10 protein-coding genes are annotated in these 16,731 nt (G+C 71.5%); 8 read left to right on the forward strand and 2 right to left on the reverse strand.

Going from position 1 to position 16,731, the window contains the following annotated elements; all coding sequences use genetic code 11:
- Positions 1 to 84 precede the first annotated feature (84 nt).
- Complete coding sequence (locus tag OHA72_RS24385) at positions 85 to 2,757, forward strand: RNA repair domain-containing protein (protein ID WP_327010100.1); 2,673 nt, start codon at positions 85 to 87, stop codon at positions 2,755 to 2,757.
- 19 nt (positions 2,758 to 2,776) lie between these two features.
- Here OHA72_RS24385 and OHA72_RS24390 read toward each other — a convergent pair whose 3' ends face one another.
- Complete coding sequence (locus OHA72_RS24390) at positions 2,777 to 3,826, reverse strand: nitronate monooxygenase (RefSeq protein ID WP_327010101.1); 1,050 nt, start codon at positions 3,824 to 3,826, stop codon at positions 2,777 to 2,779.
- Positions 3,827 to 3,921: 95 nt separating this feature from the next.
- Between OHA72_RS24390 and OHA72_RS24395 the strand changes: the two genes are divergently transcribed.
- The 7 genes from OHA72_RS24395 to OHA72_RS24425 all read left to right on the forward strand — a co-directional run bounded on the left by OHA72_RS24395 (position 3,922) and on the right by OHA72_RS24425 (position 14,403).
- The gene (locus OHA72_RS24395; RefSeq protein WP_327010102.1) at positions 3,922 to 4,917 is read left to right on the forward strand and encodes a LacI family DNA-binding transcriptional regulator; all 996 of its coding nucleotides are present in this window, start codon (positions 3,922 to 3,924) and stop codon (positions 4,915 to 4,917) included.
- 224 nt (positions 4,918 to 5,141) lie between these two features.
- Positions 5,142 to 6,488, forward strand: coding sequence for an ABC transporter substrate-binding protein (locus OHA72_RS24400; protein ID WP_327010103.1), 1,347 nt, complete (start codon positions 5,142 to 5,144; stop codon positions 6,486 to 6,488).
- A gap of 2 nt (positions 6,489 to 6,490) precedes the next feature.
- Complete coding sequence (locus OHA72_RS24405; RefSeq protein ID WP_327010104.1) at positions 6,491 to 7,420, forward strand: carbohydrate ABC transporter permease; 930 nt, start codon at positions 6,491 to 6,493, stop codon at positions 7,418 to 7,420.
- Positions 7,420 to 8,289, forward strand: coding sequence for a carbohydrate ABC transporter permease (locus OHA72_RS24410; RefSeq protein WP_327010105.1), 870 nt, complete (start codon positions 7,420 to 7,422; stop codon positions 8,287 to 8,289). Before OHA72_RS24405 ends, OHA72_RS24410 begins: the two co-directional genes overlap by 1 nt.
- 34 nt (positions 8,290 to 8,323) lie before the next feature.
- Positions 8,324 to 11,233, forward strand: a complete 2,910-nt coding sequence (locus OHA72_RS24415; protein WP_327010106.1) for a CBM35 domain-containing protein — start codon at positions 8,324 to 8,326, stop codon at positions 11,231 to 11,233.
- Between the two features lie 35 nt (positions 11,234 to 11,268).
- Complete coding sequence (locus OHA72_RS24420; protein ID WP_327010107.1) at positions 11,269 to 12,864, forward strand: glycoside hydrolase family 13 protein; 1,596 nt, start codon at positions 11,269 to 11,271, stop codon at positions 12,862 to 12,864.
- Positions 12,865 to 13,062: 198 nt separating this feature from the next.
- A complete protein-coding gene (locus OHA72_RS24425; RefSeq protein WP_327010108.1) occupies positions 13,063 to 14,403 on the forward strand; it encodes an FAD-dependent oxidoreductase in 1,341 nt (446 codons plus the stop codon).
- Between the two features lie 938 nt (positions 14,404 to 15,341).
- On the opposite strand, the gene OHA72_RS24430 is transcribed toward OHA72_RS24425, so the two are convergent.
- A complete protein-coding gene (locus tag OHA72_RS24430) occupies positions 15,342 to 16,721 on the reverse strand; it encodes a pectate lyase (protein ID WP_327010109.1) in 1,380 nt (459 codons plus the stop codon).
- Positions 16,722 to 16,731 lie beyond the last annotated feature (10 nt).

Raw genomic sequence — 16,731 nt, forward strand, 5'->3', positions numbered from 1 at the left:
CGGCGGGGACCGGGCGCGGTCGTGTTTCCCCCGGCGGCCGATAACGGGTGGAGCGGGCCGGAGGCGGGCGCCTACCATCCGGTCATGGCGAAGGGGCGCGGCACCGGGAGTCTGCGTCCCGTCCAGGACATCGTGTCCAGGATCCGGTTCGACGCGGCGCTGGACGCCGCCCGGTTCGTGGTCGGCTACGAGGAGCGCGGCGCCGGGATCCGCGAGTCGCCGCTGCCGCTGTTCGTGGCCGGCGGGGACGTGCCGTGGCACCGGGTCCGGTACGTGAAGGCCGGCGACCTCACCGTCTGGGACCGCCATGCCCGGGTCGACCTGGTGTTCGGCACCGGCGACACGCCCGCCGCCGACCTGACCGCGATCGGGTCGGCCCCGCCCGCGGCGCCGGCGAAGGCCGCGAGACCCGCGGCGGTGCGGCGGCAGGTCGCGTTCGACCCGGCGGAGTGCCTGCGGTTCGACCCGGCGGCCGGCGCGTGGGTGCCGGCCGGCCCGCCCGGGGACGTGCGGGTCGACGCGGTCCAGGTGGCGACGTTCAACGTGCTGTCCGACGCGTACGACCGCGACCTCACCTACCCGGACCTGCGGGTCCCCGCCTGCGTCGAGGTTCTCGAGGGGCTCGGCGCGGACGTCGTCGCGCTGCACGAGGTGACGCCGGTGCTGTGGGACGCGCTGCTGGCCGCGGCGTGGGTGCGCGACGGCTACCACGTGTCGATGGGGCCGGACCCGGAGGCGGGCTACGGCACCGTCCTGCTGGCCCGCTGGCCGCTGGCCATCGAGGTGCACCGGCTCAGCACCTACAAGCGGACCGTCCTGGGCGTGCTGGACCTCAACGGGCGGCGGGTCGGGTTCGCCGCCGCGCACCTCACCAGCGACCACACCGCCGGCGCGGAGCAGCGCCGGGAGCATCAGCTGCGCATCATCGACGAGCGGCTCGGCCGCGGCGACCTGCACGGCGCCGTCGTCCTGGCCGACCTCAACTTCGGCGACGACACCCGGCCGGACGTGGACGGGTACACCGACCCGTGGCGGCTGCTGCACCCGCACGACGCCGGCTTCACGTTCGACCCGGCGGTGAACCCCCTCGCGGCGCTCGCGTCGGTGACGGGGCGGTCCAGGCGGCTGGACCGGATCCTGGTCCGCTCCGGCACCCCCGGCGGGCTCGTCCCGCTCGCCGTGGAGCGCTTCGCGGACCGGCCGTTCGACGGCGACAGGTTCGTGTCCGACCATTTCGGGGTCACCGCGCTGCTGCAGGACGCCGTGCCGCCCGCTGTGGTCACGGCCGCCCCGGTGCACACGTCGGCGCTGGTGCTGCGGCCGCCGCCGTCGGCATGGGCGCCGCTGCAGGCGATCCGCGAGGCGCACGACCCGTCGTTCCGGCGCTGGATGCCGCACGTGAACCTGGTGTACGGATTCGTCCCCGAGGCCGACTTCCCTGCCGCGGCGGCCGCGGTCCGTGAGGCCGCCGCCGGGTTCGGGCCGCTGCGGATCCGCCTGGAGACGTTCCGGACGTTCGAGCACCGCGGCAGCACCACCGTGTGGCTGGAGCCGTCCCCCACGGGGCCGCTGCGGGAGCTGCAGGCGCTGCTGGCGCAGCGGTTTCCCGGCTGCGTGGAGCAGGACAGCCGCGGTGGGTTCACGCCCCACCTGACGGTCGCGAAGCTCACCGAGTCCGACGTCGCCGCCCGGGTACGCCAGTGGCAGGCCGAGTGGGAGCCCCTGGAGTTCACCGTCTCGTCCGTGGACCTCATCAGCCGCCGCGACGGCGAGCCGTTCGTGGTGCGCGACAGCGTCGCCCTCGGCGGCGTGGCCGGCCCGCATCCGGCGGTGGCGCCGCTGCCGGAGTGGAGCGCGCTGCCGTCGCCGGCGCACGCGGCCGCGCTGCACGCCGTCGCGGACGCCTGCGCGGCCGTCGACCCCGCCGCGCGCCTGCATGTCGTCGGCTCGGTGCGGCTCGGGGTCGCCGGCCCGTCGACGGACCTGGACCTGGTGTGGGCCACCGCCGTCCCGGACGCCCTGACCGGGCTCGCCGGGCTGCTCGACGGCGCCCGGCTCGCCGGCACCGTCGTCCCCGTCGTGCGGGCCACCGTCGGCGGGGTCGGCGTCGACGTGCAGCGGGTGCGCGCCGACCCCGGCGACCCGGCCCTGGATCTCGGCACCCTCGACGACGCCGACCTGCGCGCCGTCCTCGCCGTCCGCGACGCCGACGCGCTGCCCGCCGCCGACCCCGCGTTCCGGGCGCTGCTCGCCGAGGTCCGCGCCTGGTCCAGGGGCCGGCAGCTCGACGGCGCCGCATGGGGGCTGGTCGGCGGGTTCAGCTGGGCGGTCCTCGTCGCGGAGGCCCGCGCGCACCACGTCACCGACCTGCCCGGGTTCCTGCGGCACTGCGCCGGCCACCCCCGCCGCCCGCGCCGCGGCGAGCGGCACGCCTACTGGCCCGTGTACTCCCCGACGCCGCCCGGCATCAACACGACCCGCTCGATGACCCGCTCGACCGCGGCCGTGCTGCAGGAGGCCTTCGAGGGCCGCGGCGGCTCCCGGTCCCACGAGCACCGGGTCCTGCTCACCGGCGACCTCACCGGCGAAATAGAGGGCCGCGTGCTGGGCCTGATCCTCGCCCTGGAGGACGCCGGGGCGCGGGTCCGGCCGTATCCGCGCGCCGCCGCCCTCGGCGTCTACGGCGGCGACGCCGGCCTCCTGCGCGCCGCGGTCGCCGCGTCCGGCCTGCCCGCGACCATCGTCCACCCCGCGTAGGGGGTCAGGGCGGCGCCGGTCACAGCGCGGCGGTCAGGGCGGCGACGACGGCGGCGGCCGGCCCGGTGGCGGCGTGGCGGTGGCCGGTGCCGGCCCACAGGTGGACGCGGTCGGTGTCGCCGGCCGCCGCGGCCGCCTTGCGCAGCGGGCCGGTGAGGTGGTGGATCTGCGGGTAGCCCAGCGGCGCGGTCGCGTCGTGCCGGTCGATGAACCCGTTGCGCAGCGCCCGCGCCGGCCGCCCGGTGAACGCCCGCGTCACCACCGTGTCGTGCCCGGCCCCGGAGTCCCCGGCGGTGTCGCCCGTGGAACTCCCGGCCGGCATCCGGATGGCGGCGGACAGGGCGGTGCGGTGCGGGGCGGAGGTGCCAGCCTCGTCGGTGCGCAGCAGGGCCGTGCCGACCATGGTGGCGGTGGCGCCGGCGTGCAGCGCGGCGGACACGTCCGCGGACCTCGCGAGCCCTCCGGCGGCGACGATCGGCAGTGGCGTCACGGCCAGGACCGCCGCGACGAGGTCCGGCAGCGGCGACGCACCGGGCGGGTCCGACGGGGTCAGGGTCGCCGAGTGGCCGCCGGCGGCGGGCGCCTGCACGACGAGGGCGTCGACGCCGGCCTCGGCCGCCGCGAGCGCCTCGACGGGGCTGGTGACGGTCTGCAGGACGAGCGTCCCCGCCCGGCGCAGCGCGGCAACGGTCGAGGCGGGCGGGATGCCGAACGTGAAGCTGACCGCCGGGACGGGGTCGGCGAGCAGCAGGTCCAGCTTCGCCGCCCAGTGGTCGTCGTCACCGGCGGCGGACGGCAGAACCGGCGTCAGGTCGTACACGGCGAACTCGTCGCGGAGCTCCTCCAGGTACCGGTGCAGCTCGCCGGGGTCGGCCGGGATCGGCGGCGGGGCGAAGACGTTGACGCCGAACCAGGTGCCGGCGGCGCGGGCCTCGGCGATGCGGGTGGCGAGGGCGCCGGGTGCCAGATAGCCGGCGGCGAGGAAGCCGCCGCCGCACGCGGCGAGGAGCGCGGGGGTGCCGGCGCCGCCAGCCATGGGTGCGGCGAGGACCGGCCCGGGAAAGGTCACAGCCCAATGTAACAATTTTCGCAACTACCGTGAGTTATGCAAGTCGTTGCACAACCGGATGGTGTTTTTGCACGGGCATTGGCTAGACTGCCGGCGTGGTCACGAGACTGTCGAAGGTCGCGAAGTACGCCGGCGTGAGTGAGGCGACGGTCAGCCGGGTGCTGCACGACAAGCCCGGCATCGCCGCCGCGACCAGGGACTCGGTGCTCACCGCGCTGGACGTGATGGGCTACCAGCGGCCGTTCCGGCACCGCAGCGAGATGGCCCGGCTGGTCGGCATGGTGCTGCCCGACTTGCACAACCCGATCTTCCCGGCGTACGCCGAGGCGATGGCGGGCGCGCTGTTTCGGCAGGGCCTGGTGCCGGTGCTGTGCACGCGCACCTCCGACGGCGTCTCCGAGGCGCACTACATCGAGATGCTCCTGGCCAGGCAGGTCGCGGGCATCGTGTTCGTCGCCGCCAGCTACGCCGACGCCGGCCCGGAGCAGGCCGAGGCGCTGCGGCGGCGCAAGCTGCCGATCATCCTGATCAACCCGGCGGACGAGAACCGGGACGTGCCACGGGTCGGCGTCGACGACGCGATGGCCGTCGACCTGGCCCTTGCCCACCTGCAGAGCCTCGGCCACCAGCGCATCGGTGTGGTCGTCGGGCCCGCCGGGCACGTGCCGTCCGACCGCAAGGTCGCCGAGTTCCTCGCCCGGGTGAAGGGGGCGTCGCGCAAGCTCGTCGCGCGCACCCTGTTCTCGATGGAGGGCGGCCAGGCGGCCACGAACGGGCTGCTCGCGCAGGGTGCGACGGCGGTCGTGTGTGCCAGCGACGCTCTCGCCCTCGGCGCCATCCGGGCGGCCCGCAAGCAGGGCCTGGATGTGCCCGGCGACCTGTCCGTCATCGGCTTCGACGACTCGACGTACATGGCCTACACGGACCCGCCGCTGACCACGCTGCGGCAGCCGATCGAGACCATCGGCGCGGCCGCGGTCGCGTCGCTCGTGGCCCAGATCGACGGGCGCAAGGTCGCCCTCGACGAGCAGCTCTACGACCCGGAGCTCATCGTCCGCGACTCCACGGGGCCGGTGAAAAACAGCCTCTGAACTGGGAAAATACCTACATTTGCAAGGCTACGCAAGCAAAGTAGCGAATTCTTGCATTGGATTGCATGAACCTATGGACTTTCTGATGTCCATGGTCCTACTCTCGTCTCCACGCGCCGGTGACAACGGCGCGGCCCTCACACGTCGTGAGCAAGAAGCCACACCCCCGCCGGAAGGTGCAGCGCGCCTTCGGACTTTTTGGCTCGTGGAGAGAGAGGCACCACATGAAGCACCTGCGTGGCGTCCTGAGCGTGACGCTGTGCGCGTCACTGTTTTTGGCCGCATGTGGCGATACATCGGACAAGAGTGACGCCGCCGACGGACCCGTCACGATCACCGTCAACGGCATGCCGGCCGCCACCGACGAGTACAACCGCGCCAACTTCGAGAAGGACGTCAAGGACTTCGAGGCGAAGCACCCAAACATCAAGATCGACGCCAAAGAGGGTCAGATGGACCCGAAGACGTTCAGCGCGAAACTGGCCGGCGGCCAGCTCGAGGACGTCTTCTACGTCTACTTCACCGACCCGCAGAACCTCATCGCGAAGAAGCAGGTCTCCGACATCACGCCGTATCTCGGCGAGGTCCCGGCGATCAAGGACGTCCGCCCCGTCCTGATGCAGGTCTTCAGCGACAGCAAGGGCAAGGTGTACGGGCTGCCGTCGGCCAACTACTCCCTCGGCCTGATCTACAACCGCGTCCTGTTCCAGCAGGCCGGCCTCGACCCCGACAAGCCGCCGACGACGTGGGCCGACGTCCGCGAGGCCGCGAAGAAGATCACCGCGCTCGGCAACGGCATCACCGGCTACGGCGACTACAGCAAGAGCAACACCGGTGGCTGGCACTTCACCGCGGAGCTGTACTCCATCGGCGGCGACGTCGCGGTCAAGGACGGCGACACCTGGAAGGCCGGCTTCAACAACGCCCAGGGCCGGCAGGTCCTGCAGCAGCTCAAGGACATGCGGTTCACCGACAGGTCGATGGCCGAGAAGCAGGCCCTCGAATACGCCGACCTGCTGACCCAGATGGCGGCCGGGAAGCTCGGCATGTTCGTCGGCGGCACCGGCGACCTGCCCAACATCGTCAACCAGTACAAGGGCAGGTACGAGGACTACGGCCTCGGCGTCATCCCCGACGGCAAGGCGACCCTCGGCGGCGGCGACGGGTACATGTTCAAGGCCGGCCTGTCCCCGGCGAAGATCAAGGCGGGCCTGCAGTGGCTCGCGTTCCGCAAGCTCGACCCGGACCGCGTCGACGCCGACAAGGCCCTCGACAAGCAGAAGAACCAGCCGGTCGGCATCCCGGAGCCCAACATCTGGACCGGCGCGTCGGAGCAGAAGCTCATCGCCGCCAACACCAAGTACGCCAACGTGCCCGCCGCCAACTACAAGCCGTTCAACGCGGCCAGCGCCGGCATCCCCCTGAAGGTCGAGCCGCCGGCGGCGCAGCAGTGCTACGCGGCCCTCGACACGGCGATGCTCAAGGTCCTCACCGACCCGAACGCCAACATCGACCAGCTGCTCAAGGACGCCGAGACCCAGGTCAACCAGATCCTGTCGACAGTCAAGTAGCGATGGCGACGATCACCCCCACCCGTCCCGCGCGGCCTGCGCACCAGGAGGCCGCGCGGAACGGAAGGACGAGACGCCGGATCGCCGACAACGTCAACGCCTACGTGTTCCTGGCGGCGGGCCTGCTCTGCTTCGGCCTGTTCAGCTGGTGGCCGCTCATCAAGGGCGTCATCCTCGCGTTCCAGCAGGACAACTTCGTCACCGAGCCGGAGTGGGTCGGCCTGGCCAACTTCCAGGCCGTCCTGGATGACCCGCTGTTCTGGACCGCGTGGAAGAACACCCTGGAGTTCACCGCCCTGGCGCTGGTCTTCGGCTACCTGGTGCCGTTCGGGGTCGCGATCGTCCTGCACGAGCTGCGCCACCTGAAGGGGTTCTTCCGCTTCGCCGTCTACCTGCCGGTGATGCTGCCCCCGATCGTCACCGTGATCCTGTGGCAGTACTTCTACGACCCCGGCAACGGACTGTTCAACGCCGTGCTGTCCGCGTTGCACCTGCCGGAGTCCGGCTGGACCCAGTCACCGCGGATGGTGATGGTGTCGCTGGTCCTGGTGAGCACCTGGGCCAACATGGGCGGCGCCACCATCATGTACCTCGCCGGCCTGGCCAGCATCCCCGGCGAGCTGTACGAGGCCGCGGAGCTCGACGGCGCCGGCGTCTGGAAACGGATCCGGCACGTGACGCTGCCGCAGATGCGGTTCCTGATGCTGGTCCTGCTCCTGCTGCAGATCGTCGCCACGATGCAGGTCTTCATCGAGCCCTACCAGCTGACCGGCACCACCAACCCGGACTCGATCACCGTGATGGTGCTCATCTACCGCTACGCGTTCACCGTCAACAACGACTTCGGGATGGCCGCCGCGATGAGCGTGCTGCTGTTCGTCGTGCTGGGCGCGTTCTCCGCCGTGTACCTGCGACTCACCCGGAAGTCCTGATGCGTTCCCTCATCTCCGACAGCGAGCTGCGCCGCCGCCCGGTGCTGTACCGGGTCGTCCTGACCGCCCTCGCGGTGCTGTTCGTGCTGCTGTTCGTGTTCCCGCTGTACTGGATGATCACCGGCGCGGTGAAGACCCCGGTCGAGCTCGCCCAGCCGGTCCCGACGCTGGTGCCGCACAGCTGGCACCCGGGCACCTACCTGGACGCGTGGCGGAAGCTCGACATCGGCCGCTACCTGCTCAACACCGCGTTCTACGCGATCGGCGGCTGGCTGTTCCAGCTGACCGTCGACGTCGCCGCGGCCTACGCCCTGTCGAAGCTGCGGCCCCGCTTCGGCAAGCTGATCCTCGGCGGCATGCTCGCCAGCCTGATGCTGCCCGCCGCGGCGCTGCTCGTGCCCAGCTACCTCACCGTCGCCGACGTGCCGCTGCTGCACCTGAACCTGCTCAACACCCCGTGGGCGCTGTGGCTGCCGGGCGCCGCCAACGCCTTCAACATCTACGTCCTGAAACGCTTCTTCGACCAGATCCCCGACGAGCTGCTCGACTCCGCCGGCATCGACGGCGCCGGGCGGCTGCGCATGCTCTGGCACGTGGTGCTGCCACTGTCCCGCCCGGTCCTCGCCGTGGTCTCGATCTTCGCGATCATCGGCGCCTGGAAGGACTTCCTGTGGCCGCTGCTCGTGCTGCCCGACCCCGGCAGCCAGACGATCAGCGTCGCACTGAGCCGCCTGGCGTTCAACGGCTACGTGACCCCGAACGAGATGTTCGCCGGTCTGGCCATCGCCAGCATCCCGATGGTGGTCGTGTTCGCCGTCTTCCAACGCAGCATCTTGAGCGGCCTGTCCGCGGGCGCGCTCAAAGGCTGATACCAACCAACACCCCATGAAGGAGATCGCACCGATGCTCCGACGATCCCGCCTGCTCGCGATCGGGGCCGCCACCCTGATCGCGGCGGCCTCCATCACCTTGGCCGCGACATTGCGCGCCGAGGCCGCCACCACCACCTACCAGGCCGAGTCGGCCGCCCTGAGCGGTGGCGCCGCCATGGCCACCGACCACAGTGGATACACCGGGTCCGGTTTCGTCGGCGGCTATGTCGACGGCAACAAGGGCAACGCCGCCACCACGTTCAGCGTCAGCGTCTCCGGTACGGCGCAACGCACGCTGACGCTGCGCTACGCCAACGGCACGGGTTCGGCGAAGACCCTGTCCTTGTACGTCAACGGTTCCCGCGTCACGCAGGTCAGTCTGAACGCGACCGCCAACTGGGACAGCTGGGCCACTCGCGTCGACACCGTCACGCTCAACAACGGGACCAACAGCGTCGCGTACCGCTTCGACGCCGCCGACTCCGGCAACGTCAACCTCGACAACCTCGTCGTCGCCGACGTCCCGGCACCGCCGGCCGGCACCTACGAGGCGGAGTCGGCGGCGCTGTCCGGCGGCGCGGTCGTCGCGACCGACCACAGTGGATTCACCGGGTCCGGGTTCGTCGGCGGCTACACCGATGGCAACCGGGGCAACGCGGCGACGACGTTCAGCGTCAGCCGCTCCGGTGCGGGCTCGTCGTCGCTGACCCTGCGCTACGCCAACGGCACAGGGTCGGCGATGACGCTGTCGTTGTACGTCAACGGTTCCAGGCTCACCCAGGTGTCGCTGCCCGCCACCGCCAACTGGGACAGCTGGGGCACCCGCGCCGACACCGTGACGCTCAACAACGGGGCCAACAGCGTCGCGTACCGCTTCGACACCGCCGACTCCGGCAACGTCAACCTCGACAGCCTCGTCGTCGCCGCGGTGTCCACGTCGCCGACCCCGTCGACGTCACCGTCCACGCCGCCTTCCGGCGGTGCGGAGCTGGAGACCGCGTTCCTGTCCGGCGGCACGACCGCCGCGACCGCGATCGGCGGGTACACCGGCACCGGCTACGCGACCGGCTTCACCGCCGTGGGCGCGCGGGCGATCCGCACCGTCAACGTCACCGCCGCCGGCAACGCGGCCACGACCCTGCGGTACACCAACACCACCGGCAGCGCGAAGACCCTGTCGACCTACGCCAACGGGGTGAAGGCCGGGCAACTGTCACTGGCCGCGGGCAGCGGCTGGCTCACCGCGGCGCAGACCCTGCCGCTTCGGGCCGGGCTCAACCTCATCGGCTACCAGTACGACAGCGGCGACACCGGCGGCGTCTCCCTCGACAACGTCGCCGTCGCCGGATCCACGGCCCTCGCCGCCCGCGGCGCGACCGTCCCCTACACCGAGTACGAGGCGGAGAGCGGCAGCACCAACGGCGTCACGATCGGCCCGGACCGCGCCTACCTCACCGTCGCCGCGGAGGCGTCCGGGCGCCGGGCGGTCCGCCTGGACAACGCCGGCAAGTACGTGCAGTTCACCCTGTCGAGGCCCACCAACTCCCTGGTCGTGCGGGCGTCCGTGCCCGACAACGCGGCCGGCACCGGCACCAGCGCCAACCTCGCCGTCTACGCCGGCGGCGCCAAGGTGAAGGACCTGCCGGTCAGCTCCACCTACAGCTGGGTGTACGGCGCCTACCCGTACAACAACAACCCCGCCGGTGGGGAGGCGCACCGGTTCTTCGACGAGTTCCGCACCACGCTGCCCAGCTACCCGGCGGGCACCGTGCTGAAGCTGCAGAACGACGGCGGCACCCCGATCACCGTCGACCTCGTCGACACCGAGGTCGTCGCGCCGGCGCTGACCGCACCCGCGAACGCGCTGCCCATCACCGACTATGGCGCGGTCTCCGGCGGCGGCGACGACACCGGCGCCTTCAACTCGGCGGTCGCGGCCGCCAAGTCGCAGGGGCGCACGCTGTGGCTGCCGGCCGGCACCTGGGACATCACGTCCCGCATCACCGTCGACAACGTCACCGTCCGCGGCGCCGGCATGTGGCACACCACGATCCGCGGCGCCAACGGCAAGGGCGGGTTCTTCGCCACCGGTTCGAAGGTCCAGCTCGCCGACTTCACCATCGCCGGGGACGTCCGGTACCGCGACGACACGAACTTCGACGCGGCCCTGGAAGGCAACTTCGGCACCGGTTCCCTGCTGCACAACCTGTGGGTCGAGCACACCAAGGTCGGGCTGTGGGCGTCCAGCGGCACCGATGGCCTGTACGTCGCCGGGGTCCGCATCCGCGACACCTTCGCCGACGGCGTCAACCTCAACGGCGACCTGCGCAACACCCGCGTCGACCAGAGCGTGCTGCGCAACACCGGCGACGACGCCCTCGCCATGTGGTCGAACTCGGCGCCGGTGACGAACACCGCGTTCACGTTCAACACCGCGACCCTGCCGATGCTGGCCAACACGGCGGCCATCTACGGCGGCAACAGCAACCGGATCGAGGACAACCTGTTCTCCGACACGGTGTACGCGTCCTCGGGCATCGCGATCAGCACCTGGCACGGCGCGCAGCCGTTCGCCGGCACCACCAGCGTGCAGCGCAACACGCTGACGCGGACCGGCGGCTACGAACGCAACTGGGGCTCCTCGATGGGCGGCCTGTGGTTCTACGCCGAGGCCCGCGACATCACCACCCCGGTCCTGGTCAAGGACGTCGACATCCTGGACAGCACCTACCAGGGCCTGCTGATGACGTGGCAGCGCACCATCTCCGGCGTCACGTTCGACCACGTACGGATCGCGGGCGCCGGCACCTACGGCATCGAGATGTCCGCGGCCGGCTCGTCCACCTTCAATTACGTCACCGTCAGCGGCGCCGCATCCGGCGGCCTGCTGAACAACACCGGCTACACGCTCGTGCGTGGCCCCGGCAACAGCGGTTTCTAGAACCCTTCCTGTCAAAGAGAAAGCGGGGACCTCCAGTGTCCACAGCAGACGCCCGATGGTGGCGCGACGCGGCCATCTACCAGATCTATCCGCGCAGCTTCGCCGACGACAACGGCGACGGCGTGGGCGACCTGGCCGGGGTCCGGGCCCGCCTCGGGTATCTGCGGGACCTGGGGGTCGACGCGATCTGGTTCAGCCCGTGGTTCCCGTCGCCGATGGCCGACGCCGGCTACGACGTCGCCGACTACCGCGACATCGACCCGTCGTTCGGCACCCTGGACGAGGCCGCGGCGCTGATCGCCGAGGCGCACGCCCTCGACATCCGGATCATCATCGACATCGTGCCGAACCACACGTCGACCGCGCACGCCTGGTTCCAGCGGGCACTGACCGACGCGTCCTACCGGGACCGGTTCTGGTTCCGCGACGGCCGGGGCGCCGCCGGGGAACTCCCGCCCAACGACTGGGGTTCCATCTTCGGCGGGCCCGCCTGGACCCGGGTCGCCGACGGGCAGTGGTACCTGCACCTGTTCGACGCCGGCCAGCCCGACTTCAACTGGGACAACCCCCTCGTGCGGGAGGAGTTCGAGGACGTCCTGCGGTTCTGGTTCGACCGGGGCGTCGACGGCATCCGGATCGACTCGGCGGCGATGGTCGTCAAGGACCCCGCGCTGCCCGACTTCGACCCCGCGTCGCCGCCGGACCCGCACCCGTGGAACGACCGCGACGAGATCCACGACGTGTACCGCGGCTGGCGCCGCGTCGCCGACGGCTACCCGGGCGGCCGCGCCCTCATCGGCGAGGTCTGGCTCGCCGACCCGCAGCGCTTCGCGCTCTACCTGCGCCCCGACGAGCTGCACGCGGCGTTCAACTTCGACTTCCTCGGCTGCCCGTGGGACGCCAAGGCGCTGCGCCGCTGCGTCGACGAGACCCTCGACGCGCACGCCGCCGTCGGCGCGCCCGCCACGTGGGTGCTGTCCAACCACGACGTGACCCGGCACGTCACCCGCTACGGCCGCACGGAGACCGGCTTCGAGCACCACCTGCGGCAGACCCGGCACCTCGCCCCCACCGACCTGGCGCTCGGCACCCGCCGGGCCCGCGCCGCAGCGCTGCTCACCATGGCACTGCCCGGCTCCGTCTACGTGTACCAGGGCGAAGAGCTCGGCCTGCCCGAGGTCGAGGACCTGCCCGCGGCGGCGCGACAGGACCCGATCTTCGCCCGCACCGGCGGCGCCGACCCCGGCCGCGACGGCTGCCGCGTGCCGCTGCCCTGGTCCGGCACGGCGCCACCCTACGGCTCCGGCGCCCCCGGCTGGCTCCCGCAGCCGGCCGACTGGGCACAGTGGACGGTGCAGGCCCAGACGGACGACCCGTCGTCGATGCTCAGCCTGTACCGGCGGGCCCTGGCGCTGCGCCGCGCCGAACCCGGCCTCGGCGACGGCCCGATGGCATGGCTCGACGCGCCCGCCGACGTCCTGGCGTTCACCCGCGGCGACGGCTTCGCCTGTGTCGTCAACCTGTCTGGAGGCCCGGTCGACCTGCCCGCCGGTGCGGTGCTGCTCGCCAGCGGCCCCCTCGACGGCGGCCTGCTGCCGGCCGACACGTCCGTGTGGCTGCGCGTTTCCTGATCGAGCGGCGTGGCGGGAACCGTTCCCGCCACGCCCCCCGCCGTCCAGATACGTCTGCGTCAGGGACATTACTGTCCCGTTGCGGACGGTGACGGAGGCTTCCGTGAATGGATTCGGCTTGGCTACGGTTTTCGCACAGCCAGCCACCCATAACGGAGGATTCCCTTGCCATCCAAGGATAAATCCGGTCATGCCGTCGTGCTCGGTGCCAGTATGGCCGGGCTCCTCGCCGCGCGTGTCCTGAGCGAGACCTTTGCGAACGTCACCATCTTCGACCGCGACACCCTGCCCGCCGGCGCCGCCAACCGCAAGGGGGTGCCGCAGGGCGAACACTCCCACGGCCTGCTCGCCCGGGGCCGGCAGGTGCTCGAGGAGCTCTTCCCCGGCCTGGTCGCCGAGCTGACGGCCCAGGGAGGGATCCCCGTGGACATCATGCGCGACTGCGTCTGGGTCCAGGGCGACAAGGCGATGCCGAGGGTCGCGTCCGGCCTGGCCGGCCTGTGCGTGAGCCGCCCGGCCATCGAGGCCGGCGTCCGCAGCCGGGTCCTCGCCCTGCCGAACGTCGTCGTGCTCGACGGGCACGAGGCGACCGGCCTGCTGTTCGACGGCACCCGGGTCACCGGCGCCACGGTCCTGCCGGCCGGCGGTACGGCCGCGCACGAGGTCACCGCGGACCTCGTCGTGGACGCGACCGGCCGCGGCAACCGGGGTCCGACGTGGCTCGCCGCGCTCGGCTTCGAGCGGCCCGTCGAGGAACGCGTCGACCCGCTCACCGTCTACGTGTCCCGCGACTACCGCCGGGTGCCGGGCCAGGAGGACTTCGCCGCGATCATCACCTCGCCGAACGCGGGCCGCCCGTTCGGTGCGGTCGCCATCGCCGCCGAGGGCGACCGCTGGATGGTGACGCTGCTCGGCGTCGGGGCGGGCCAGGCGCCGCCGAGCGACCCGGACACCTACGCGGACTTCACCGCGAAGCTGCCCGACCGCCGGCTGCACGACCTGCTGCGCACCGCGGAGCCGCTCGGCCCGCCGATGCGGATGCGGCTGCCGGCGAGCGTCCGCCGCCGGTACGAGCGGATGGACCGCCTGCCGGACGGCCTGGTCTCGATCGGCGACGCGATCTGCGCCTTCAACCCCGCCTACGGCCAGGGCATGACGGTCGCGGCCGCGGAGGCCATCGAGCTGCGCGACGCGCTGCGGGCCGGCCGGGCCGGGCTGCCGCGCCGCTTCTACGCGAAGGCGGCGCAGGTCGTCGACGTGCCGTGGGACATCGCGGTCGGCGCCGACCTCGCCAACCCGGAGATCCAGGGCGAGCGCACCGGCAAGACCCGGTTCCTCAACGGTTATGTGGCGAAGATTCAGGTCGCCTCGACCCGCAGTGCGGCGGTCGGTCGACGCTTCCTGGAGGTGGCGAACCTGATGAAGGCCCCGCCGAGCCTGTTCGCGCCGGGCATCGTGGCCCGGGTCCTGTGGCTGGGTCGCAAGCCCGCCGCTCTGTCACCCGCGACCGTCGAGACGCCGCAGCGCGTCACGGTCTGAACGCGAGGCCGGGGCCTGGCTGCTTTGCCGGGCCCTGTCTCGCCGATGCGCTTTGTGAACTTTCGGTCCGGGTTCGCGTGCGTGATCGTCATGCCCGTAGTAGAAAATCCATCACGGCTGCGGCCGTTTGTGGTTCCGCGCAGCCTTCGGCGGCGCGCCCGGGCAGCGCTCACATGATGCAGCGCCGTCGGGCGCATCATTCGGTGCTACAACGCCGTCGCTGGTTCAAAGAACGAACAAATCACCCATATCGCGGCGCGCCTGAGGCGCGCACCAAGGTCCAGGCCCATCCCGGTCTTGATCGAAGGATCCCGGTGGCTGTCCGCGCGACCACGGCGGTCCTTCGATCATGCGCCGGGGTGGGAGATTTCCGTCCGGGGTGTGGTGCCGCTCCTTGGGTTTGTGCCGCGGTCCTCGGGGTGGATCTTGCGGCTGATCGAAGTCGGGTACCGGTCGTGCGGACGGCCGCGGGGCGACTTCGATCACGACGACAAGATCGAGTCCAGGTGTGCACGTGCGTGAGGCAGGCAGGTCGCGTGCTCGGCTAGGGCCCGAACCCCCGGGGGCGCGCACGCCCGTCACCGGCACGCACTCCGAGCCCGGGTGTGATCGAAGGACGCGGGTGGCTGTCCGCACGGCCAGGGCCGTCCTTCGATCACGGGTCGGGGCGGAAGATCGCCGACCTGAGCGTGGTACTCCCCAGTCCAGCAATCGATGGTTTCGTTCTTGGGCCAACGACGGTGTTGTAGCACCGAATGATGCGCCCGACGGCGCTGGATCATGTGAGTTCGGACCTGGCTTGGGATTACCCCAGACACGGCACGATTTTCTATGACGGGGATGACGATCACGGACGCGAACCGTAACGCGAAGGCGGCCGGCGCGTCGGCGAAACAGGAAGGGCCCGGCGGGGTTCGCCGGGCCCTCCGCAGATGGGCTCAGGCCCAGATGATGTCCGTGTCCGGGTTGTAGAAGCAGTTGGTGCTGTCGGGGCCGCTGCCGATGTGGCTCGGCTCGCTGCCCTTCGGCACGCCCTTGTACTTGTCGCAGATGACCGTGCTGTGCGAGCTGTCGCCGATGACGGTGACGCGGGTGAAGCGGGCGGTGTCGCCCCAGTTGGTGTTGATGCCGGCGACCACCTTGGTCGACTTGACGCGGATGTTGTCGATCACCACGTGCCGCTGGTAGGAGTTCGTGCAGTTGCCGCAGGCGCGGTACAGCTTGCCGGCGTTCTCGACGTAGAAGCCGGAGATGTTCACCGTGCCGTTGCCGTTGTGCTGGAACACCTTGTCGCTCGCCGCGCGGGCGCCGCCGCCGATGACGTAGCTGGTGCCGCCGCCGGTGCCGAGGAACGTCGCGGCGTCCTCGCCCACGTCCTCCCACCACACGTTCTGGATCGTGCAGGTGCCGAGGCAGTGGATGCCGTCGCCGGCGGGCGCGCCGAGGATGACGTTCTTGATGGTGGCGCCGTTGGCCAGCTCGAAGACCGGGTCCTGGCTCTCGCCCTGACCGCCGTCGCCGATGCAGCAGTAGCGCTTCATGCCGCCGTCGAGGGTGCCGGACACCTGGATGGTGCCGTTGTTGACGGGGGCGTCGCCGGTCTTCGTCGGCCAGCCGCTGGGCGGCGGCGTGCTCGACCCGGTCGGCCCCGGCGTGGTCGGGCCGGGCGTGGTGGGCCCGGGCGTCGTCGGGCTGGGCCCGGCGGCGTCGGACACGGTCACGTCGTCGAAGGACGCCGACGCGAACAGGGTCTGCACGCCGATGCGGCCGGTGCCGGCGACCGAGCTGGTGCCGGAGCCGACGGTCGCACCGTCGACCGTGCCGGTGATGCTGCTGCCGGACACCGTGAGGCCGAGGGTGTACCAGGTGCCGGTGCTGACGGTCCTGCTGGCGGAGCCCAGGACGGTCACGGCGCCGCTGTTGACGGCCTGCAGCTGCACCGAGTTGCCGGGCAGCAGCGCCAGCCGGTAGAAGGTCGTCGAGCTCTTGGCCCGGGCCAGCAGGCCCACGAGCCCGTTGGAGCCCAGCGAGTCCGGCCTGACCCGGGCGGTGACGGTGTAGTTGGTCCACGACGAGCTGCCGGCGAAGACGCGGGCGTTCTCGCTGCCGGCGTTGCTCTGCTGCATCGCGCCGTCGACGACGGACCAGGTGCCGCCGGACTTGGACCAGTCGTTGGTGTTGCCGTCGGAGAAGTTGTCGCTGAACAGCGTCGCCGCGAACGCGACCTGGGTGGTGACCGCGGCGACCGCGGTGAAGGCGGCGACACCGGCGGCCAGGATCGGCCATCGGTATCGCCGCGCGAGGCGGGGGAGTGCCATGCGATGTGCC

It is taken from the genome of Dactylosporangium sp. NBC_01737 (assembly GCF_035963215.1).
GTDB lineage: Bacteria > Actinomycetota > Actinomycetes > Mycobacteriales > Micromonosporaceae > Dactylosporangium.